Origin of the sequence: Salinicola lusitanus, assembly GCF_038648475.1 — a bacterium.
Lineage (GTDB): Bacteria > Pseudomonadota > Gammaproteobacteria > Pseudomonadales > Halomonadaceae > Salinicola > Salinicola lusitanus.
Genome location: NZ_CP151919.1, coordinates 498,363 through 519,843, shown reverse-complemented (window position 1 = coordinate 519,843; position 21,481 = coordinate 498,363). Strand labels below are relative to the sequence as shown.

Here is a 21,481-nt window from a genome sequence, read left to right as displayed (position 1 = left end):
TCTCTGAGCGGCGCCCGCCCTGGGCGCTCGCTACGCTGAGTGCCCATTGGCTGGCCGATTCGACCGCTGTCGCCTCAGGCCGCGGACGTATACAGCGGCCAGTGGCGTGAGCGGATCCGCGTCAGGCAGTGGCGCAGCTCGCCATCCAGGGCGCGATCCTCGGCCACCGGGGCGAAATCCTCACGCAGGTGTTCGACCATCGCCGCCAGCGGCGCGGGTAGCGGGTCAGCGCGCAGATGCACCCCCTGCAGCGCCGCCAGCAGTGTCGCCGCGGCGACCTGTTCGGTGAGCTCGAGCACGCGCAGGGCATCGCGGGCGGCGATGGTCCCCATGCTCACCTTGTCCTGATTGTGGCACTCGGTGGAGCGCGAGAAGACGCTCGCCGGCAGGGTGCTCTTGAGCGCCTCGGCGGCCCAGGCGGAGGCGCCGATCTGCACTGCCTTGAAGCCGTGATTGATCATCGCCCGGGCCGCCGGCGCGCCGGAGAGATTGCTCGGCAGGCCGTGGTTGTAGCGACTGTCGACCAGCAGCGCGAGCTGGCGGTCGAGCAGGTCGGCGACGTTGGCGGTCAGCGTCTTCAAGCTGTCCATGGCGAAGGCGATATGGCCGCCGTAGAAGTGGCCGCCATGCATGACGTCGCCGACGTCCGGGTCGATCAGCGGGTTGTCGTTCGCGCTGTTGAGTTCGGTCTCGATGAAGCCGCGCAGCCAGCCGAGGCTATCGGCCAGCACTCCCAGCACGTGGGGCGCGCAGCGCAGCGAGTAGCGATCCTGCAGGCGCTGCTGCGGTGCGGCGGTCTCGCTCTCCAGATCCGCGCGCAGCCAGGTGGCGACCTGGCCCTGGCCGGGATGCGGCTTGGCGGCGAACAGCCGGGCGCCGAAGTGGTCCGGATTGCCGCGCAGCGCGGCCACATTGAGGGCGGTGATGCGGGTGGCGAGCTTCAGCAGGTACTCGGCGCGGACGAAGGCCTGGCACGCCAGCGCGGTCATCACCGCAGTGCCGTTCATCAGCGCCAGCGCCTCCTTGGGGCGCAGGGTCAGCGGTTCCCAGCCCAGCTCCGCGTGGACATCGGCCGCCATCCGGACATCGCCGCGCCAGATCACCTCGCGCTCGCCGCAGAGCATGGCGGCGACGTAGGAGAGCGGCGTCAGGTCGCCGCTGGCTCCCACCGAGCCCTCTTCGGGGATTCTCGGCAGCAGGTCCTCCCGCAGACAGGCGTGGAGCCGCTCGAGCAGTTCGAAGCGCACTCCGGAGACGCCCTGGCACAGCGACTGCAGGCGTGCCGCGAGCACCGCCCGCGCCGCCTCGGGCTCGAGAAAGCGGCCCAGGCCGCAGCCGTGGAAGGTGTAGAGCTGACGCGGCAGCGCCGCCACCTGGGCCAGGGGGATCGCGGTGACGCAGGAGTCGCCGTAGCCGGTGGTGATGCCGTAGATCTGCCCCTCGCGGTCGAGCAGGCCGTCGACGACCGCCGCCCCCCGGTCGATTCGCTCGCGCCATTGCGGATCGGCATCGAGGCACGATGTCACTCGACGCTTCGAGAGCGCGTCGATCGCATCGATGGAGAGCGGCTCGGGGCCGAAGACGACAGGAGAGGCGGGGAGTGACATGAAAGCGACATCCGGGGTTCGAGGATCGCCGAGTCTAGCCCGGCGATCGGGCCACGAACCAGCGGATGGCGTACGACAAAGGTCGAGTGTAGGGGGCTGTCACGACAGGCTGGCGCAACCGCAGGCCGGGCGGTGGTCCTCGCGATCAGCCTGGCCGGACCGCCGTGTAGAAGAACCGAACCGAGGGGTCGGCCGCGAGCAACGGCGCGGAGCCTTCCTTGAACGGCTTGTAGTGCGGCATCTGGGTGTGGTGCTCGAAGGCGGCGCGATCGCGGTAGACCTCGTGCAGCACGACGATGTCCTCGCTGCCTTCCGGGGTCAGCACGTCGAAGGCGAAGCAGCCCTCCTCGTTGGCCAGCGACTCGCTGGCATCGTTGTGCGCCAGCGCCAGAAAGGCCGGTACCTGCCCAGCCTCTACCTGGAACTCGGCGATGACCACGAAGTGAGTGGTGTCGGCCATGGGAACCTCCTTGTGGGAATGGATGTGTTGCAAGCAGTCTAGGCGCGCGACGGAAAGGGCGAAAGCCGCCGGCCCGATCAGTGGACGCGCGGTGCCTCGCCCATGCCGAGACGCTCCTGGAATTCGGCCACTGCGCTCTTGAGGAGTTCCAGCAATCCGGGGATCAGCGCAACGCCCTGATCCGGCCCCTCGACGAACTGCTCGACACTGACGTGCACGGCCTCGTTGTGCACGACGAGCTTGGCGGCCTTCAGGGTATTCATCACCTCGTTGGCGGTTTCCAGTAACAGCGTCCGGGTGGTGGTCTCCGCGGCCTGCCAAACGCCGGGCAGCATCAACTGGAAGAACGCCGGCTCGTCGGCGGCGACGACCAGCACGAACTCCAACTGGTCCTGGCGTATGCGTGCCGCGTGGGTGTCCATCGCCTCGATGTCGATCTCCATGGCACGCAGCTGTTCGATGTAACGCGCGAGTGGCGCGTTGGATTCCTGTGATGTATCGGTTTGCATGGGGGCGCTCCGGGCAAAGTCGGTCTTGGGCGCGGCGGCGCCAATGCCATTCATTGTGCCCGCCATCCCGGTCGGACACCATGCCGGCCGGCGCCGGCCCGTCAGCACACATCGATCACGGCGTTTGCGGTCTTCACTGGGTGGCAGGGCGCTGGCCTGGCGATCAGCGCTCTGCCGCGGCGGGGTGCCTGATGCTGGCGCCCAGTGCGCGAAACGTCTCCAGCCGTTCGTCCGTGGCATCGGTGATCAGCGTCCACTGCCGCGGGAACGGTGTCCAGTGCTGCTGGCTGGCATGGCCCAGTTTGGTGGCATCGGCCATCACGTAGACCTCGGCGGCACGCGATATCATCGCCTCCTTGAGCCAGGCCTGTTCCGGACTGGCCTCGCACAGCCCGAGTTCGGTGACACCGTCGGCGCTGAGAAACAGCCGATCGACGGTCAGGCGAGAGAGGGCCGCGTGGGCCAGCGGGCCATAGGCGGTCATGCTCGAGGCGCGCAGATCGCCGCCCAGCACGGTGGTGTGCCCCTCCGGTAGCTGCGTCAGCCAGGGCAGGGCGGCCAGATTGTTGGTGACCACATGCAGTCCGTGACGTTCGTTGAGGCGAGCCGCCAGTGCCGCCGTCGTGGTGCCGCCATCGAGCAGCAGGGTGTCGCCATCCTCGATGCACGCCAACGCGCACGCCGCCAGCCGCGCCTTGACGTCACCCTGACGCATGCGGCGCTGCTCGAGTGTCAACTCGGGCTCGCGCTGGCCTATCGTCGTGGCCGCACCACCGTAGGTTCGAACCAGCAGCCCCTGTTCGGAGAGCGCGCCCAGGTCGCGTCGAGCCGTCGCCTCGGAGATGCCGAAATGGCGGCAGAGGGCCTCGATGCTGGTAATGCCGGCATGGACGGCTTCGAGCATGTCGTGGCGGCGTTTGGCGACTTTCATGGAGGTATCCCCGCAATCGAACGAACCCGCCTGGGCGGGTTCGACTCCTGTTCCTGGCCAGTGATCGCCGGCTATTGTGCCATCGCTATGGCTCGCGCCCCACCGTGGATCGTGGCGGCGCTCAGTCGGCTAGAGACAACTGATGACGCGCCGCAACGATATCGGAGAGCTCGGGAACGTATTTCTCGCCATCGCCCTGGGCCTCGGCGCCGGCGTAAAGGTCGCGCACGGCCCTGGCGACGCCGGCGTCCACGTTCATCGCTTCGGCCAGCGAGGCCAGGTAGCGCGTGTCCTTATGGGCGTTCGCCAGGGTGAAACGGTGCGCGTTACGGTCACGTTCCAGCACGTACTGGAAGAAGGTGCGGTAGAAACCGCTATCCATGCGCGAGCCGCGAATGACGCTGTCGAAGGTCTGCGGCGTGATGCCGGCCTTGGCACCGATGGCCAGCGCCTCGGCGAAGATCGCCCCGTAGCCCATGGCCAGAAAGTTGTTGAGCAGTTTCATGGTATGGCCCGCACCCACCGGGCCGACATGCATGATTCTGGCGGCCCAGGTCTCGATGACCGGGCGCACTCGCTCGAGCGTCGCTGGGTCGGCACCGATGATCGCCTGGAGTTCGCCGCTCTCGGCCTGGGCCGGGATGCCGCCCAGCGGGGCGTCGATCAGTGTGATGCGATCCTGGGCCAGTGATTCGGCGAGCTTGCGCGTCAGCGTCGGTTCGGACGTCGAGCAGTCGACGATGACCAGGTTGTCGCGTCCCGCCTGTCTGGCCCCGACGCGGATGCCATGCTCGTCATCGATCAGCGACTCGACCTGGGGCGCGCCGGTCACGCACAGAAAGACGATATCGCATTCGGCGCCCAGCGCTGCCGCATTGGCGGCTTCTGCGGCCCCTCTGGAGACCAGGTCGTCGATGGGTTGGCGATTGCGGTGCGCCAGTACCTTGAGCGGGTAACCCGCCTTGAGGATGTTGCCGGCCATACCGGCGCCCATGAGTCCGAGTCCTGCAAAACCGATGATCGGCATGTGTCTCTCCTGGGTATCGATGGATCGTTGTCGACGGCGCCCTGTCGCTCAAGTCTCGGCGCCGTGACGGCTCGCCAATTCGACCGCCTGGCGCAGGGCTTCGATCAGGCTGCGGTCGTCGGCGATGCCCTTGCCGGCGATATCGAAGGCGGTGCCGTGATCGACCGAGGTGCGTATGACCGGCAACCCGACGGTGACGTTGACGCCGGCCTCGAGTCCCATCACCTTGACCGGCCCATGGCCCTGATCGTGGTACATCGCCACCACGCAGTCGAAGTCGCCGCGCCCGGCACGGAAGAACAGGGTGTCGGCGGGCAGCGGCCCCTCGACGTCCCAGCCGCGCTCGCGGAGCGCCTTGATGGCCGGAACGATCTTCTCTTCCTCCTCACCATAGCCGAACAGGCCGTTTTCGCCGGCGTGGGGGTTGATGCCGCAGACCGCGATGCGCGGCTGGTTCTGGCCGGCGCGGACCAGCGTTGCGTGGGCGCGTTCGATGGTGCGCATGACCAGCCCCGGCTCGATACGTGCGATCGCATCGATGATGCCGATATGAGTGGTGACGTGGATCACCTTCATCTTGGGGGTCACCAGCATCATCGAGACTTCCTCGGTACCGGTCAGGTGCGCCAGCAGCTCGGTGTGCCCCGGGAACACATGCCCGCCGGCATGTAGCGCCTCCTTGTTGAGCGGTGCGGTACAGATCGCATCGAGCTCGCCGGCCTCGATCAGCTCCACGGTCCTGGCGATGTACTGGTAGGCGGCATCGCCGGCGACGCTGGAGACCTTGCCCCAGGGCAGGTCGGCGGGGATCAGGCCGAGATCGATGCACTCGAGCGTGCCGGGCTCGAAGCGGGCCTGGGCCGGAGTCTCGACAACGTGCAGTTCGAGCGGCGAGCTGACGATCTCCATCGCCTGGCGCAGGCGCCCGGCATCGCCGATGACCAGCGGTCGGCAGCCAGCATGGACCGTCTCCTGGGCGAGTGCCTTGACGATGATTTCCGGCCCGACACCGGCGGCATCCCCCATGGTGATGCCGATAATAGGACGATCGGTCATGCGTATATCCTCTGTGTCTCGAAAACGGGTGGCGGGTCTAGCGTGGGCGGTAGGTCCCGCGTCGCGCCAGATTCGCTGGAACGCATCGACGTCGCCGAAGCCGCCAGCCTTGGTGATGACCTCCAGCGTCCGGCCGCGGTGAGGCGTCGTGAGTCGTGCCATTCCGGTATCGGGCGCGTCGACGAGGCCGAGCTGGGTGATATCCGCCGCCATCAGCAGTGCCCGGGCGGTCGCGCCGCCCGTGACGATCAGGCGATCGAGCGCCGCCAGGAGTGGTGCGAGCAGCTCGCCGAGCTCGCGGCTGAGTCTGGGCCCCTCCGCGGCATCGCGATCGTCGGGCTGGGCCAGACGAACCATGATGTCGTTGCCGGCCTGCAGCGTCTGCTGGATGCGTTGATGAAGCGAGGTCAGAGCGGGCGAGGCTGGGGCATCACTCGCGCCATTCGAGAGATCGCCGGCTTCCACCACGACCACCTCCAGGGCGGGATCGGCGGCAACCAGCGCATCGGCCTGCGCGTGTGAAATGCCGCTCATGCTGCCGACCACGATCATCGTCGGGCGTCGACGCGGAACCGGCGGTGGGCCCGGCTGCGGCCGGCCCGAGAGACCCAGAGCGCCTGGTAGCGCCAGCCCCAGCCCGGCCGAGCCGACCCAGAACACCCCGGCGAGTGGCGCGGAAAGCATCGCCACACGCTCCAGGTCGCCCGCCGTCAGCGCATCGCAGACCACGGCCTGGACGCCCTCCTGCTGATACTGGCGCAAGGTATCCGATACCACGGCGTCCGTTTCGTGGAGCGTCGATAGATCGAGTCGGCGTGTCGTCAACTCGGCGCCCTCCAGCATCCCGACCAGATCCGCGCGGCCGCCAATGCCTTCGTTGGTCCAGACTTCAGTCTCTTCGACCGGACGCTCGTGAAGCCACTGGCGGCCGTCGCGCGTGGTCCTGCCGGTGGCCGGGTAGGCGGGCGCGACAATCGCCATGCCCGCGCTGGGCACCAGGCTCGCGATCTCGGCGGCGACATTGCCGCGTAGGGTCGAGTCGACCTTCTTGAACAGATAGCGGTAGCGATGCTTCCACTGGGTCAGGCAGGCGCGATGTCGCTCCGCGGCTTCTTCAGCGCTGCAGGCGCGGGAGTCGAGATCGATGGCGACCGCATCGCAGCCACTGACGGCGGTGGCAGAGAGCATGACCTCGGTGGACAGGCCCAGCAGCGTGCAGCCGACCGCCGAGTCGGCGGTTCCGGTGAGATCGTCGGCCAGAATCAGTAGCGACGTCAGCTGGCTCTTGGTGGGATCAGAGTGGCGATCGGGAAGCATTGGCGTCATCGCTCGTGATTGAATCGATAGTATTTTGCCGCATAAAATGATCGTTTCAATCATAAATGGCAAGTCGACTAAAGTGGCGATCCCCGGGATTTCACCAATATCGGGTACGAGGCCGCCTCGATACCCTGATCTGGAAATGATCAGTGGGTGATCGAATCGGTCATTACTGGAGGTCGTTCGGTCCGGTTGGCGACTGCTTCCGCTGATCATGAGCCGCCAATGCAACGGCGTGGGCGTCGGCCAAGCTGCAGCCCTGCGCCAGTGCTATCCGATGCAGGTCTTCATACTCCGGCGCGACCCGGATCTCTTCGCCGTCCAGGCTACCGATCTTGATCCGGACGCTTCCCCATGGGGTCTCCACCGTTTCGATCCGGCGCTCGAGGATGCGTCGCGTGGTGTGGTGACGGCGCACGCCGAACGTCGGCGAGTGGCGCAGCATGAGCGTCTCCAGGCGATCGGCTTCGTGGCAGGGGGCCAGTACCGTGACCAGCGTTCCCGGGCGCGACTTCTTCATCGTCACCGGGGTGTAGAACACGTCGAGCGCCCGGGCATCCAGCAGTACGCCCATCAGATGGCCCAGTTGCTCCCCGGTGACGTCGTCGAGCTGGCAGGCCAGCACGGCAATGGTCTCTCTACCCTGGCCCGGTGCGACCGTCTCCAGCGAGATCACGCGCAGTACGTTGGGGTGGGGGAAGTCGCGGTTGCCGGCCCCGTAGCCGATCTCGACCGGGGTCCCCGATGGCGCGGGGTGGAACGACTCCACCAGCGTTGCCAGGAACGCGGCACCGGTGGGGGTGGTCAGTTCGCCCGCGACATCGGGCTCGAAGGGGGACAGCGGTACGCCCTTGAGCAGTTCCAGCGTGGCCGGCGCGGGGATCGGGAAGCGGCCATGGGCCATGCTGACCACGCCGTACCCCACCGGCACCGGGGTCGCGGTGATCGTCTCGATATCGAGGGCTTCCAGTGCCAGGCAGACGCCGAGGATATCGATGATCGAATCCATCGCCCCCACTTCATGCAGATGCACCTCGGCCGGGTCGATGCCGTGGATTCGCCCCTCGGCCTCGGCGATCGCGGTGAAGATCGCCGTCGCCCGGCGCCCCACGCGAGGGGGCAGGTCGGCATCGGCGACCATCGCCAGAATGTCACCGGCCCGGCGGTGGCCATGCGCATGCTCGTGGTGGTCATGGCCGTGGGAGTGATCGTGACCCTCGGGTTCGAGCGCGATCCTGAGCAGTCGCGCGCGGATACCGCAACGATCCACCGGCCGGGTCTCGAGTGCGAACGGATCGATCGGCAAGCGCCGCAACGCCACGGCGATCTCGTCCAGATCGGCGCCGAGGTCCACCAGCGCCGCCAGCAGCATGTCGCCGGCGATACCGAAGGTGCAGTCGATATGAAGCGTCTTCATGAGGTCCGGGGCTCGGTGGAGGCTTGGGTTTGAGAGGTCGGCGCGGTGGACGCGCTGCCCTCGAAGCTGGCGGGGCGCGGGTCGGGGCCGCGTTCGAGCAGTGAAAGGATGCTGGCGGCCTGCCAGGCGGCGCCGAAACCGTTGTCGATGTTGACCACGCTCATGCCGGTGGCACACGCCGAGAGCATGCCGAGCAGGGCGGTAACGCCTTGCAGGCTGGCGCCGTAGCCCACCGAGGTCGGCACCGCGATCACCGGGTTGCGGACCAGCCCGGTGACCACGCTGGGTAGCGCGCCCTCCATGCCGGCGATCACGATCAGCACGTCGGCCCGGGTCAGTGACTCGCGGTGGGCCAGCAGTCGATCGATCCCGGCCACGCCGACATCGTTGAGTCGGGCGACGTCGGCCCCCAGCCATTCGAGGGTGCCCGCGCTCTCTTCCGCCACCGGCAGGTCGGAGGTGCCGGCACAGATCACCGCCACGGTCCCGGGAAGGCGTCTGGGGGGAGCGCCCCAGCAAAGCAAGCGGCTGATCGGATCGTAGTGGCCGTGGGGATGGTCCCGTAGTACCCGCTCGGCGCGTTCGGCGTCGAGGCGCGTGACCAGCGCGCGCTGGTGCCGAGCGATCAGGCGCCCGACGATGGCGCTGATCTGGTCGGCCTGCTTGCCTTCGCCGAACACGACTTCGGGGACACCGTTGCGGGCTTCACGATCATGGTCGACGCGGGCGAACCCCAGGTCGGAGATGGAGCGTTCGGTCATGCCTTATCCTGTCGATCCGGATTCAAGACAGCAGCCGATTCATGCTGCCGCTGCGATAGCCGGCCAGATCCAGCGTCACCCAGGCATAACCCAGTGCCGTGAGCTCCGCGACCAGCCGGTCGTGGTGTGCGAGCACCGTCGTCATGTCCTGGGGCTCGACTTCGATTCGGGCCAGTTCGCCATGATGACGTACCCGGAGCTGTCCGATGTTCAGAGCTCTGACGCGGCGCTCGGCTTCGGCGATCCGCTCCAGCTTCTCCAGCGTGATGCGCTCGCCGTAGGCGACCCGGGACGACAGGCAGGCCAGCGACGGCTTGTTCCAGGTCGGCAGGCCCATGGCCTGGGAGAGTTCGCGAATCTCGGCCTTGTAGAGCCCGACTTCGTGCAGCGGGCCGCGGACGCCATACTCGCGGGCGGCCTGGGTGCCGGGCCGGTGCTCGCCGTCATCGTCGGCGATCAGACCGAACACGATATTGTGGAATCCGGCATCGACCATGATCGGCGCCAGATGGGTGAACAGGCCGGATTTGCAGTAGTAGCAGCGGTTGGCGTCGTTGTCGGCGTAACCGGGAATGGCGATCTCCGAGGTCTCGATGACCCGGTGCGGCGCCTCCAGGCGCCGGGCCAGGTCGCGGGCGGCATCGAGTTCCTCGAACGGATAGGATTCCGAATCGGCGGTCACCGCCAGGACGCGTTCGCGGCCCAGCGTCTCCAGCGCGACGGCCAGCAGGAAGGTGCTGTCGACGCCGCCGGAGAATGCCACCACCACGTCGCCCATCTCGCGCAGCACCTGGCGCAGCCGTTCGAGCTTGGCGTCGAGCTCGGCGCCCTGGGCCACATCGGCTGTCAGCGGCACGCCAGGCGAGTACGACGGCGCCGCGTCCACGGTCAAGGCGTCGATCCGTTCGGTTCGGGCCAGCGAGGTCATGGGTTCCCTCCCGTCAGGTGTTGGTCGCCGCTCATTCATCGACATAGGGCACGGTCAGCGGCCCCAGCGGCATCACGGCAATGGTCATCTCCTCGCCGTAACGCGTCTTCAACGGCTGCAGCGTCTCGGCGATATCGCGGACCGGCTCCATCAGGGCGGCGCGCGCCTGGGCATCGCTCAGCGTGGAGTAGAGCATGACGTCGGCCCAGCTCTGGATGACCGCCTGCTTCTGAACCTGCCACTGATCGAGCATGGCGAACCCCGGCTCCTCGATCATCTCGAGCAGGGCCTGGGGCGAATCGGCCATGGCCAGGATCTCGGCGAACTTGCCGTGATCGGGAATGCCGTCCGAGCACTCGCAGGCCATCAGGATGGTGCCGCCGCGCTTGACGATCTTGTGCGCGGCGCTCATTCCCTTGACCGCCTGATAGAGGTTCTGGTCCAGCGGGTAGCCGGAGTTGCCGGTGATCACGACGTCGAAGCGCCGATCGGCCTTCACCATCGCGTGTTCGAGTTCGTGCTCGCAGCCCTGACGGTGGGCCTCGGTCAGGTCGCCGGCGAACACCCGGGTGATCGCCTTGTCGCGATTGAGCGTGACGTTGAGCATGAAATGCGGCGGACACAGCGCGTTGATCTCGCGGGTCATCGCCTGCAGCGGGTTGTCGTCCATGTTGCCCCAGGTCGACCGCGGGTCGCCGATCATGCGGGCATTATGGAAGGTCATGATCGTCTCGAGACCGGCGATGCCCGGCATCACGCCCTTGGGGCCACCGGAGAAGCCGGCGAAGAAGTGCGGTTCGATGAAGCCGGTGACGATGCGAAAATCGGCCTCGACCCAGCGCCGGTTGAGCCACGACGGGCAGCCGAAGCTGTTGTCGCCGACGTTGACCAGTTCGTCGTAGTTGTCGCAGTGGTTGTTGATGATCTCGATGTGGTCCACCACCCAGTCGCCCAGCATGCCGCGGAGCTCCTCGACCGTCTGGTCGCGGTGGGTACCGGTGCCATTGATGATGATGAAATTCTCGTGCGGCACGTGATCGAGCGTTTCGATCAGCAGCGGCACCAGCAGATGGTTGGGCGTGGGCCGGGTGATATCGCTGATCACGATCGCGACCGTATCGCTGGCCTTGACCATCTCCTTGAGCGGGGGCGTGCCGATCGGCGAGTCGAGCGCTTCGCGAACCCCGGCCGCGGGATCCATCATGGCGTGTTGCGTCGGCGGTTCGACGACGAAGGCGTCGTCCGGCAAGTCGAGTGCCAGCTCACCCTTGCCGTAGAGCAGAGAGATTTTCATGAGAGCTCCAGGTTGACGGCGCTGGCGCGCCGTCGGGGAATCGCGTGGTTTTCAGCATGCCACGATATCGACGTGGCGTCGCTCAGCCCTCGCGCGCCGTGCCCAGCTCCTCGCCGGCCCGAAGGTGCGGTTCGTCCTCGAGGGTGCCGTCGATACCGCGTCTCTTCTGCCAGCGGTCGACCAGCATCACGGTGATCGGCCCCAGGATGGCGGTCGTCAGCGTGGCGATCGAGATTTGCGACGTGGCGATATTGACCAGGTCATGATAGCTCTGCGCCTCGGCCGCGCTCATCATGCCCGAGTTGGCGGCCACCGCTGCCGCGGCGGCGATGGCGGCCGGCGTTCCGGCAGCGTTGCCGGCCGTGGTCGCTTCCGACACCGGCGCAATGACACTGGGCTCGCGGAACAGCCGGAAGACCAGGATACCGACGCCACCGGTCAGTATCGTGGTCATGACGCCCAGCAGCAGGCCGGCCCCCACGACCTCGGGATTGAAGAAGGCCGCCAGGTTCATGTTGGCGCCCAGGGCAAACGCAAAGAACGGGACCGGCAGGATCTCGCCGGGCTTGAGAAAGGTGCGAATGTCGCGGTCGAGATTGCCCAGCAGCATCCCCAGCGCGATCGGCAGCAGCACGGCGATGAAGGCGATCACCGGGAACTGGGAGCCCAGCAGGCCCAGCGACATCAGGGTGAAGAACGGGCCATCGTTGAGCGACAGGATCGCCACCGCGCCGGTGTCGGAGCGGTTGCCGTACTGGCTGGTCAGGGCTGCATACATGCCGCCGTTGCCGTTGGTCATGGCGGCGATGATCGCCACCGTCGAGAGGCCCAGCAGGCCGTCGATCGGATCGAACATCAGGCCCAGGCCCACACCCACCGCCAGCCCGGTCAGATATTTGGCGGTGACCAGCAGGGCACCTTTCTTGAGCGCCTTGCCCCCCACGCGCAGGTTCATCTGGCTGCCCGAGCAGAACAGGAACAGCGCGATCAGTACCAGTGCGCCATCCTTGAACAGCTCCTGGGAAAAACCGCCGATACGCAGGAATTCGTACTGACCGCTGTCGGTCTGCCCCGCCCCCAGCCACTGCAGGATCGCGGTGATCCAGGGCAGGTGGAGCTGATCGATGGTATTGAGCGCAGCGCCGAAGATGAGGGGGACCACCATCAGGCCTCCGGGGACCTTCTGGATCGTGGCGAGCAGTTTCATGGGGTTGACTCCCGTGCGCCATGCGTGGCGAGTGATTCGCTAGGGAAACGCTGCATAAATGCCTGGGCGGCAGGTCGCTTCGTTGTGCGGTGCTGGCACGCCAGCCCGGACGGAATTCTCGCCTGTACCGCTTGGGCTCCGGTTTCTGAGCCCCCGACGCGGCGTGCTTTACGCCGCTCGTCGAGTTATGCAGGGCATTCGGTGATTGAAACGGTAGTTAATTTGATCGAAACGATCATTATTGGCAATTCAACTAAAGATGTAGTGGGTCGGCATGGATGCCGTTGAGCGCTGCGCTCAAAGCATGGTGGCCTCGCCTTGATCGGACCGTTTCCTCGGCCGTGCGACCTGAGTACCATGCCGCTCATGCCCAGATCCTCCGCCACCAGCGCCGCCCACCGACTCCGCCCCTATCAGACCCAGGCCGTCGACAACGTCATCGCCCACTTTCGCGGCAGTGACGAGCCGGCGGTGGTGGTGCTGCCCACGGGGAGCGGCAAGTCGCTGGTGATCGCCGAGTTGGCGCGGCGTGCGCGGGGGCGCGTACTGGTGCTGGCGCACGTGCGTGAGCTGGTCGAGCAGAACCACGCCAAGTATCTCGCCTACGGGCTGGAGGCGGATATCTTCAGTGCCGGCCTCAAGCGCAAGGAGAGCGCGCGCCAGGTGGTGTTCGGCTCGGTGCAGTCGGTGGTCAACGGCCTCGAGGCGTTTGCGGCCGGTGACTTCACCCTGCTGGTGATCGACGAGTGCCACCGGGTCGCACTGCGCCACGGCGAGGTAGAGAGCGAGGCGCAAACGAGCGCCGCGGCCCGGGCGCGGGCCTCCTCGAGCTATGCCCAGGTGATCGCCCGGCTGCGCCAGGCGCGGCCCAACCTCAAGATCCTGGGGCTGACCGCCACCCCCTACCGGCTGGGCGAGGGCTTTCTCTACCACCGCCACTACCACGGCATGGTCAAGGGGCCGGAGGACGCCTTCTTCCGCGACTGCGTGTTCGAGCAGCCGCTGCGGGTGATGGTGCGCCAGGGCTATCTGGCCGAGCCGCGGCGCCTCGACGCCGCCCTGGCGTTCTACGACTTCTCGCACCTCACCACGCAGCGTAATGGCCAGTTCGCCGAGCGCGACCTGAACGGGGTGGTGCAGGGCAACCGCGCCACGCCGCAGATCGTCGCCGATGTCATCGAGCGGGCCCGCGACCGCGAAGGCGTGATGATCTTCGCCGCCACCGTGGCCCACGCCGAGGAGGTGCTGGGGCTGCTGCCGGCGGAGGCCAGCGCGTTGGTCACCGGGGCGACGCCGGGGCCGAAGCGCGAGCGTCTGATCGCCGCCTTCAAGGCGCGCGAGCTCAAGTATCTGGTCAACGTGGCGGTACTCACCACCGGCTTCGATGCGCCGCACGTGGACGTGATCGCCATTCTGCGCCCGACCGAGTCGGTGGGGCTCTATCAGCAGATCGTCGGCCGCGGCTTGCGGCTATCGCCCGGCAAGCGCGACTGTCTGGTGCTCGACTATGCCGGCAACCCGTGGGATCTCTACGCCCCCGAGATCGACCAGGCGCGCCCGGACAGCGACAGCGAGCCGGTCCAGGTCGAGTGCCCCGAGTGCGGCTTCGCCAACACCTTCTGGGGCAAGCGCGACGGTGATCTGGTGATCGAACACCACGGCCGCCGCTGCCAGGGGCTGCTAGCCACACGCGGCGCTGTCGATCGCGCCCAACCCGGCGCGCAAGACGACAGGTCGAACCCGGAAACGTCAGCCGGTGTCGGCATGGGGGCGGGCGCCAATGAAAGCCGGGGCGCGGCCTCGGGCGCTCATGAAGGCAAGGGCGCGGCTTCGGGCGCCAATAAAGCCAAGGGCGCGGCTTCGGGCGCCAATGAAGCCAAGGGCGCGGCTTCGGGTGCCAATAAAGCCAAGGGCGCGGCTTCGGGCGCCAGTAATAAGGTGCAGTGCACCTTTCGCTTCCGCTTCAAGGTGTGCGACCAGTGCGGTGGCGAGAACGATATCGCCGCCCGCGCCTGCGGCCACTGCGGCGAGCGCCTGGTCGACCCCGACGACAAGCTGCGCGATGCGCTCAAGCTCAAGCACGCCAAGGTGCTGAGGGTCAGCGGCATGCAGCTGCAGGCGACCACCAACGGCCGCGGCGTGCCACGGCTCAAGGTGACCTATCACGATGAGGACGGCGACACCCTGGACGAGTGGTTCGGCCTCGAGACACCGGCGCAGCGGCATGTGTTCGAACGCGTCTTTCTGCGCCGGCATCTGCGTGCACCGGGCAGCGGCTGGCAGCCCGCCTCGGCCGAGGAGGCCGCCGCCGAGGCGCATCGCCTGCGGGCGCCGGACTTCGTCATCGCGCGCAAGAGCGGCCGCTACTGGCGTCTGGGCGAGAAGCTATTCGACTACGCCGGGCGCTATCGCACCGCCGAGGCGGCGGACGGCGGATCCTACGACGATAGTTTACCGGCTAATTGTTGCACGGATTTCAACCGGATTGGCTAGAATGCACGGGCGCTCGTTGGAGCGCCACGCCACTCGATTCAAGGAGCTCGCCATGAGCTGGACGACCCCGGAAGTGAAGGAAATCTGCGTCGGCATGGAAATCAACGACTACATGCCCGCCGAGTTTTGAGCCCGGCAGCAGGTGCACGCGAAACCGCGGGTCTGCGGCTTCGCGTGCTGGGGGCGGCCGCCGGTGGCGGCTCCCCGCAGTGGAACTGTCGTTGCGAGGTGTGCCGCCTGGCCTGGGCCGGCGACCCGCGCATCACCCCGCGCACGCAATCCTCGATTGCCATCAGTCGCGACGGCGAGCAGTGGGCGCTGATCAACTGCGCCCCCGAGATTCTCGCCCAGATTAGACAAAACCCGGTGCTGCAGCCGCAGCACGGTGACCGCCATACCCCGATTCGCAGCGTGCTGCTGACCAACGCCGACGTCGACCATATCGGTGGATTGCTCAACCTGCGCGAGCGTTCGTCGTTCCGGCTGCTGGCCACGCCGTCGATCCAGGCGGTGCTCGAGGCCAATCCGATCTTCGGCGTGCTCGACGCCGAGTGCGTGACGCGCGAGCCGGTGGCGCTCGAAACCGCCTTCGAGCTGCTCGACGGCGTCAGCGCAAAACTCTTCGCGGTGCCGGGCAAGACCGCGCTCTACCTGGAAGGCGATACGGTCGAGATCGGCGTCGAGGGCGAGGACACCGTCGGCGTGGAGTTCATCGGCGCCGGCTCGCGGGTCTACTACATTCCCGGCTGCGCAACGATGACGCCGCGCCTCGCCGCGCGTCTGCAGGGCGCCGATCTGGTGCTGTTCGATGGCACTCTGTGGCGCGACGACGAGATGATCGCCGCCGGCGTCGGGGTCAAGACCGGGGCGCGCATGGGCCACATGTCGATGTCGGGCGACGCGGGCAGTATCGCCGCCTTCGCCGAATTGGCGGTGAGCCGGCGCGTCTTCGTGCATATCAACAACACCAACCCGGTGCTGATCGAGGGCTCGCCAGAGCGCGCCCAGGCCGAGCGCGCGGGTTGGGAAATCGCCTACGACGGCATGGAGCTTGCGTGTCGCAGCTGACGGTCGAAAACCATCCCGATCTGGTCGAACCCCTGAGCATGGCAGCGTTGGAAGCGCGCCTGCGCGAGGTGGGCGAGACCCGCTATCACCATCGTCATCCGTTCCAGCTGATGCTGCAGAACGGCGAGCTGGACAAGCGCCAGGTGCAGGCCTGGGCGCTCAACCGCTACTACTACCAGGCGATGATTCCGATCAAGGATGCCTCCTTGATCGCGCGTCTCGACGATCCCGAGCTGCGTCGCATCTGGCGCGCCCGGCTGGTCGACCATGACGGCGAGGCGCCGGGCGAGGGCGGCATCGCGCGCTGGCTGAAGCTGACCGATGGCCTGGGACTGGGGCGTGAACTAGTGGTCTCGACCCGCGGTATCCTGCCGGCCACACGCTTCGCGGTGGAGGCTTACACCCACTTCGTGCGCGATCGCACGCTGCTGGAAGCGGTGGCCTCCTCGCTCACCGAGCTGTTTTCACCGATGGTGATCGGCCAGCGGGTGCGCGGCATGCTGGCGCACTACGATTTCGTCTCGGCCGAGACCCTGGCCTACTTCGAGCCGCGCCTGACCCAGGCGCCGCGGGATGCCGAGATGGCGCTGGATTACGTCAAGCGCCATGCCCAGCGGGCCGACCAGCAGCAGGCGGTGATCGATGCGCTGCGCTTCAAGTGCAGCGTGCTGTGGGCCATGCTCGATGCGCTCCAGCACGCCTACGTCGGCTCCGGTTCGAAAGGGACGGGCCAAGTCCCGCCAGGGGCCTGGAATGGCGAGGCTGAAAGGGGAGGGCAGCCGGCATGAATGCATCAGCGCCAGCGCTCGCGGAGGACGCGATCGTGCGCCTGCCGCGCGGCGTCAGACTGCGTGAAGACAAGGCCCGCGGCGGCTGGGTGCTGCTCGCCCCGGAGCGCGTGTTCCAGCTCGACCCGGTGGCCCGTGAAGTCCTCGCACGGGTCGACGGCGAGCGCGATATCGGCGCCATCGTCGATGATCTGGCCGCCGCCTTCGCGGCCCCGCGCGAACGCATTCTCGGCGACGTGCGCGCCATGCTCGCCGATCTGATCCTCAAGCAAGTGCTGGAAGTGGCATGAGCCATCTCGATGACCCGGCCCGCCCCGCGCCGCCGCTCGGCATGCTGGCGGAGCTGACCCACCGCTGCCCGCTGCAGTGTCCCTACTGCTCCAATCCGCTCGAACTGACGCGCAAGCGCGACGAACTCGACACCGCGACCTGGCAGCGTGTCTTCGCCGAAGCCGCCGAGCTGGGTGTGCTGCAGGTGCATCTCTCCGGCGGCGAGCCGGCGTTGCGTCAGGATCTCGAAGCGCTGGTGGCGAGCTGTGCCGAACAGGGGCTCTACTCCAACCTGATCACCGCTGGCGTCAATATCGATCGTGCGCGTCTCGAGGCGCTGGCGGAAGCGGGCCTGGATCATGTCCAGCTCTCGGTGCAGGGCGCGACCGCCCCGATCAACGACCATATCGCCAACCAGCCCGGCGCCTTCGACAAGAAGCTCGCCTTTGCCCGGGAGGTGGCCGACGTCGGGCTGCCGCTGACCCTCAACAGCGTGATCCATCGCGCCAACCTGCATCAGATCCCCGAGTTGGTCGAACTCGCGCTCGACCTGGGCGCACGGCGCCTGGAGATCGCCCACGCCCAGTACTACGGCTGGGCGCTGGAGAACCGTGGCGCGCTGATGCCGCCGCGGGAGCAGGTGATGGAGGCGCTCGCGCTGGTCGAGGCGGCCCGCGAGCGGCTCGAGGGCAAGCTGGTGATCGATGCCGTGGTGCCGGACTACTACGCGCGCCTGCCCAAGCCGTGCATGAACGGCTGGGGGCGGCAGTCGCTCAACGTGACCCCCGCGGGCCGCGTGCTGCCGTGCCATGCGGCGGAGACGATCCCAGGGCTCACCTTCTTGAACGTGCGTGAGCACGGTCTCGGCGAAATCTGGTACGACAGCTCGGCCTTCAACGCCTATCGCGGCACGGCGTGGATGCCGGATACCTGCCAGAGCTGCGAGCGGCGCGAGATCGACTGGGGCGGCTGTCGCTGCCAGGCGCTCGCGCTCACCGGGGAGGCCAGCCAGATGGACCCGGTGTGCGAGCGCTCGCCCTACCACGACGAGATCCAGACGCTGGCGATCGTCGATTCGAAGCGTGACGACGACTTCACCTACCGGCGATTTTCGCGTCAGTCCGCTTGATATCCGGCCGGGCGTTAGGGCCATCGCCGCGCCGTCGACTTCGTGCCGATAGGCCAGCGTCGCCTGCCTTGTTAGACTGCGTTCACTATCCATCAGTGATCCGGGAGGCGGCGTGAGCGTGATCGAATCCGAACAGCCCGATGCCGCCGAGGCGTCGCCGTCAGGGCAGTTGCCACTCGACTTCGTGGTCCGGGTCAACGGCGAGCGCCTGACCGAGCTGCCGCAGGATCTCTATATCCCGCCGGAAGCGCTCAAGGTCTTCCTCGAGACCTTCGAGGGGCCGCTCGACCTGCTGCTCTATCTGATCCGGCGCCAGAACCTCGACATCCTGGCCATCGACGTCGCCGCCATTACCCACCAGTATGTCGAGTATGTGGACCTGATGCAGGCGATGGAGATCGACCTGGCCGGAGAGTACCTGGTCATGGCCGCGATGCTGGCGGAGATCAAGTCGCGTACGCTGCTGCCTCGGCCGCCCAAGGGTGACGAAGACGACGAGGAAGCCGACCCCCGCGCCGAGCTGATTCGCCGGCTGCAGGAGTACGAACAGCTCAAGCTCTCCGCCGAGGAGCTCGACACGCTGCCACGCATGGGGCGGGACTGGTATCCGGCCCAGGCGGCGCTGCCGGAACTCGAGCCGCGGGTGGTCCATCCCGACGTCTCGCTGAACGACCTGCTCGGGGCCCTCGGCGGCATGCTCAAACGTGCCGATCTGCGTCAGACCCACCGGATCAGTCGCGAGGTCCTCTCGACTCGCGAGCGGATGCTGTCGATCATGGCCAGGCTGAATGCGGATCGCTTCACGCCGTTCGAGGCGCTGTTCGACCTCTCCGAGGGCCGCGCCGGGGTCATCGTCACCTTCATGGCGATTCTCGAATTAGCGCGTGAGTCGATGATCGAAATCGTGCAGAATGCGCCGCTCTCGCCGATACACCTGCGGGCCAGGCTGGCGATCGAGGACGGCGCCGCAGGCGACGATGGCGATATCCCGGGCGAGCCGGCTTTCGAGAGCGGGACGTCCGCCTCGGCGAGCGGGATCGAGGCATCCGATAACGGCGACGGCGAGATCCGGGCATGAACCGCCTGACCGACCCTTACGTGACCCCGGCGCTGGACGAGATTCTGGAAGCGCTACTGCTGGCCGCCGGCGAGCCGCTCTCGCTGGAGCGGATCGAGGGGCTGTTCGGCGACGGCCCGCTCGGTGCGGGGCAGCCGCCGTCCCGTGCCGCCATCCGCGAGTCGCTGAACAAGCTCGGCGAGCGGCTGATGGCGGGCGGGGCGCTGGAGCTGCAGGAGTCCGCCTCGGGTTATCAGGTCAGGATCCGTCAGCGCTACTCGCCGTGGGTGTCGCGACTGTGGGACGAGAAACCGCAGCGATACTCGCGGGCGCTGCTGGAGACCCTGGCGCTGATCGCCTATCGTCAACCGTTGACCCGCGGCGACATCGAGGAAGTGCGCGGCGTGGCGGTGTCTAGCTCGATCATGCGCACCCTGGTCGAGCGCGGCTGGATCCGGGTCGTCGGTCATCGCGACGTGCCGGGACGACCGGCGGTCTACGCGACCACCCGGGCATTTCTGGATGACCTGGGGCTGCAGACGCTGGATTCGTTGCCGCCGATGCATGAACTCAAGTCCTTCGAGACGTTCGAAACGGCCATGCACCAGCCGTTCGCCGATCTGCCCGAAGGGGTCGCCCCCGATGCCGGACCCGGCGCCGACGAGACGGGCGAGAGCGATGACGAAGCCGGCGTCGATGACACCGCATCGTTCGACGACACCCCGGCCGGCAGGGAAGATTCATCGGCAACGCCGGAACCTGCTTCCGACAATGACGAACACGCCGAGATGGCGTCCCCCGGCGAGTCGCTGAGTTTTGCCGAGCTCGAGGCGCGACTGGCCGAACGTGCTCGCCAACGTCGAGATGAACCGGAGGTGCCGGCTAGCGGCACCGATTCGGACCCCGATGGAAGAGACACGGACACCTGACAGTCGCCACCTCGAACCGGGCTGCCGATAGCGCGGGCGGAAGCTGGCGACTAGCCGATGAGGCAATGAAGCATCATGACGGATACCAACACCGAGAAACTGCAGAAAGTGCTGGCGCGCGCCGGATATGGCTCGCGCCGCGAAATGGAGACCGCGATCAGCGCCGGTCGGATCAAGGTCAATGGCCAGGTCGCCAAGCTGGGCGATCGCGTCGGCTCGCGCGACCGCGTGGCGCTGGACGACCGGGCCATCAACCTGCGCGCCGTCGAGGAGGTGCCTCGCCGGGTCATCATGTACAACAAGCCGGAAGGCGAACTGTGCACGCGCAAGGATCCGGAAGGGCGGCGGACCGTATTCGAACGCCTGCCGCGACTGAAGGGCGAGCGCTGGATCGCGATCGGCCGTCTCGACATCAACACCAGCGGGCTGCTGCTGTTCACCACCGACGGGGAGCTGGCCAACCGGCTGATGCACCCCTCGCACCAGATCGAGCGCGAATATGCCGTGCGGGTCATGGGTGAAGTGAAGCGTGAACACGTGGTCGCCATGGTCGAGGGCGTGATGCTCGAGGATGGCCCGGCGCGCTTCTCCGATGTCCAGGAGTTCGGCGGCGAGGGCATCAACACCTGGTTCCACGTGGTGATCCTGGAGGGCCGCAACCGGGAAGTTCGGCGGCTGTGGGAGTCCCAGGGGCTGACCGTGAGCCGGCTGAAGCGGGTTCGCTACGGCAACATCTTCCTCGACAAGCGGGCCAAGGCCGGCGAGTGGACCGAGATGACCCAGGACGAGATCGACGAGCTGTCGAACCTGGCAGGCCTCGAACCGCGCAAGGTGCCCGAGCTGACGCCGGACGAGAAGAACCGCTGGAGCCGCGACAAGAACAAGCGGCGCCCGGTGACGGCGATGAAGAAACCGCGTCGCCCGCGTCGTCAGGACTCCTGATTCCGGCGTTGAGCCATCGGCCTCGGGGCGGGAAAAAACGCTTGCCTGCTCCGAGGCTTATGAGTAATATGTGCGCCCAGTCGGAAGGGGTCGTTAGCTCAGTTGGTAGAGCAGTTGGCTTTTAACCAATTGGTCGTAGGTTCGAATCCTACACGACCCACCACTTTCCGACGGGTCGCACGATGGGTCGTTAGCTCAGTTGGTAGAGCAGTTGGCTTTTAACCAATTGGTCGTAGGTTCGAATCCTACACGACCCACCATCGATCACTTCCCCGCCGTTTCGGCAGC

20 protein-coding genes and 2 tRNA genes are annotated in these 21,481 nt (G+C 67.0%); 11 read left to right on the top strand and 11 right to left on the bottom strand.

Annotated features, from left to right (window positions below; translation table 11 throughout):
• Positions 1-74 precede the first annotated feature (74 nt).
• From AAGT95_RS02340 to AAGT95_RS02290, 11 genes are all read right to left on the bottom strand, one after another.
• Positions 75-1,607, bottom strand: a complete 1,533-nt coding sequence (locus tag AAGT95_RS02340) for an aromatic amino acid ammonia-lyase (RefSeq protein ID WP_342595392.1) — start codon at positions 1,605-1,607, stop codon at positions 75-77.
• A 145-nt stretch (positions 1,608-1,752) separates the two neighbouring features.
• Positions 1,753-2,067, bottom strand: a complete 315-nt coding sequence (locus tag AAGT95_RS02335) for a putative quinol monooxygenase (RefSeq protein ID WP_342595391.1) — start codon at positions 2,065-2,067, stop codon at positions 1,753-1,755.
• 77 nt (positions 2,068-2,144) lie between these two features.
• Positions 2,145-2,576 (bottom strand): hypothetical protein, encoded by a 432-nt coding sequence (locus AAGT95_RS02330; RefSeq protein ID WP_110707939.1) that lies wholly within the window; start codon positions 2,574-2,576, stop codon positions 2,145-2,147.
• A 163-nt stretch (positions 2,577-2,739) separates the two neighbouring features.
• Positions 2,740-3,507, bottom strand: coding sequence for a DeoR/GlpR family DNA-binding transcription regulator (locus AAGT95_RS02325; protein ID WP_110598018.1), 768 nt, complete (start codon positions 3,505-3,507; stop codon positions 2,740-2,742).
• 121 nt (positions 3,508-3,628) lie between these two features.
• Positions 3,629-4,534 carry an NAD(P)-dependent oxidoreductase gene (locus AAGT95_RS02320; RefSeq protein ID WP_342595390.1) on the bottom strand — a complete coding sequence of 302 codons (906 nt, stop codon included), beginning with the start codon at positions 4,532-4,534 and terminating at the stop codon, positions 3,629-3,631.
• Between the two features lie 48 nt (positions 4,535-4,582).
• Positions 4,583-6,907: a 4-hydroxythreonine-4-phosphate dehydrogenase PdxA gene (gene pdxA / locus AAGT95_RS02315; protein ID WP_342595389.1), complete on the bottom strand. Its 2,325-nt coding sequence runs from the start codon at positions 6,905-6,907 to the stop codon at positions 4,583-4,585.
• A gap of 172 nt (positions 6,908-7,079) precedes the next feature.
• Positions 7,080-8,327, bottom strand: a complete 1,248-nt coding sequence (larC, locus tag AAGT95_RS02310; RefSeq protein WP_342595388.1) for a nickel pincer cofactor biosynthesis protein LarC — start codon at positions 8,325-8,327, stop codon at positions 7,080-7,082.
• The gene (gene larB, locus AAGT95_RS02305) at positions 8,324-9,088 is read right to left on the bottom strand and encodes a nickel pincer cofactor biosynthesis protein LarB (protein ID WP_342595387.1); all 765 of its coding nucleotides are present in this window, start codon (positions 9,086-9,088) and stop codon (positions 8,324-8,326) included. The genes larC and larB overlap by 4 nt, the downstream gene beginning before the upstream one ends.
• 22 nt (positions 9,089-9,110) lie before the next feature.
• The gene (gene larE, locus AAGT95_RS02300) at positions 9,111-10,016 is read right to left on the bottom strand and encodes an ATP-dependent sacrificial sulfur transferase LarE (protein ID WP_342595386.1); all 906 of its coding nucleotides are present in this window, start codon (positions 10,014-10,016) and stop codon (positions 9,111-9,113) included.
• Positions 10,017-10,047: 31 nt separating this feature from the next.
• On the bottom strand, positions 10,048-11,310 hold the full coding sequence (gene larA / locus AAGT95_RS02295) for a nickel-dependent lactate racemase (RefSeq protein ID WP_342595385.1): 1,263 nt from the start codon (positions 11,308-11,310) through the stop codon (positions 10,048-10,050).
• Between the two features lie 82 nt (positions 11,311-11,392).
• A complete protein-coding gene (locus tag AAGT95_RS02290; protein WP_342595384.1) occupies positions 11,393-12,517 on the bottom strand; it encodes a 2-keto-3-deoxygluconate permease in 1,125 nt (374 codons plus the stop codon).
• A gap of 366 nt (positions 12,518-12,883) precedes the next feature.
• Between AAGT95_RS02290 and AAGT95_RS02285 the strand changes: the two genes are divergently transcribed.
• From AAGT95_RS02285 to AAGT95_RS02235, 11 genes are all read left to right on the top strand, one after another.
• Complete coding sequence (locus AAGT95_RS02285) at positions 12,884-15,010, top strand: DEAD/DEAH box helicase family protein (RefSeq protein ID WP_342595383.1); 2,127 nt, start codon at positions 12,884-12,886, stop codon at positions 15,008-15,010.
• Position 15,011: 1 nt separating this feature from the next.
• Positions 15,012-15,140 carry a pyrroloquinoline quinone precursor peptide PqqA gene (pqqA, locus tag AAGT95_RS02280; RefSeq protein WP_110598010.1) on the top strand — a complete coding sequence of 43 codons (129 nt, stop codon included), beginning with the start codon at positions 15,012-15,014 and terminating at the stop codon, positions 15,138-15,140.
• Positions 15,137-16,078: a pyrroloquinoline quinone biosynthesis protein PqqB gene (gene pqqB, locus AAGT95_RS02275; protein ID WP_342595382.1), complete on the top strand. Its 942-nt coding sequence runs from the start codon at positions 15,137-15,139 to the stop codon at positions 16,076-16,078. The genes pqqA and pqqB overlap by 4 nt, the downstream gene beginning before the upstream one ends.
• Positions 16,066-16,866, top strand: a complete 801-nt coding sequence (gene pqqC, locus AAGT95_RS02270; protein ID WP_342595381.1) for a pyrroloquinoline-quinone synthase PqqC — start codon at positions 16,066-16,068, stop codon at positions 16,864-16,866. Before pqqB ends, pqqC begins: the two co-directional genes overlap by 13 nt.
• Positions 16,863-17,156 carry a pyrroloquinoline quinone biosynthesis peptide chaperone PqqD gene (pqqD, locus tag AAGT95_RS02265; RefSeq protein ID WP_342595380.1) on the top strand — a complete coding sequence of 98 codons (294 nt, stop codon included), beginning with the start codon at positions 16,863-16,865 and terminating at the stop codon, positions 17,154-17,156. The genes pqqC and pqqD overlap by 4 nt, the downstream gene beginning before the upstream one ends.
• On the top strand, positions 17,153-18,265 hold the full coding sequence (gene pqqE / locus AAGT95_RS02260) for a pyrroloquinoline quinone biosynthesis protein PqqE (RefSeq protein WP_342595379.1): 1,113 nt from the start codon (positions 17,153-17,155) through the stop codon (positions 18,263-18,265). The genes pqqD and pqqE overlap by 4 nt, the downstream gene beginning before the upstream one ends.
• A 169-nt stretch (positions 18,266-18,434) precedes the next feature.
• Complete coding sequence (locus tag AAGT95_RS02255; RefSeq protein ID WP_240612283.1) at positions 18,435-19,343, top strand: segregation and condensation protein A; 909 nt, start codon at positions 18,435-18,437, stop codon at positions 19,341-19,343.
• Entirely contained in the window at positions 19,340-20,251 is a 912-nt protein-coding gene (gene scpB, locus AAGT95_RS02250; RefSeq protein ID WP_342595378.1) for an SMC-Scp complex subunit ScpB, read from the top strand. Before AAGT95_RS02255 ends, scpB begins: the two co-directional genes overlap by 4 nt.
• 75 nt (positions 20,252-20,326) lie before the next feature.
• Positions 20,327-21,193 carry a 23S rRNA pseudouridine(2605) synthase RluB gene (gene rluB, locus AAGT95_RS02245; RefSeq protein WP_110598005.1) on the top strand — a complete coding sequence of 289 codons (867 nt, stop codon included), beginning with the start codon at positions 20,327-20,329 and terminating at the stop codon, positions 21,191-21,193.
• Between the two features lie 87 nt (positions 21,194-21,280).
• Positions 21,281-21,356: transfer RNA gene (locus AAGT95_RS02240), tRNA-Lys, on the top strand.
• Positions 21,357-21,377: 21 nt separating this feature from the next.
• A tRNA-Lys gene (locus AAGT95_RS02235) sits at positions 21,378-21,453 on the top strand.
• The last annotated feature ends 28 nt before the right edge of the window (positions 21,454-21,481 follow it).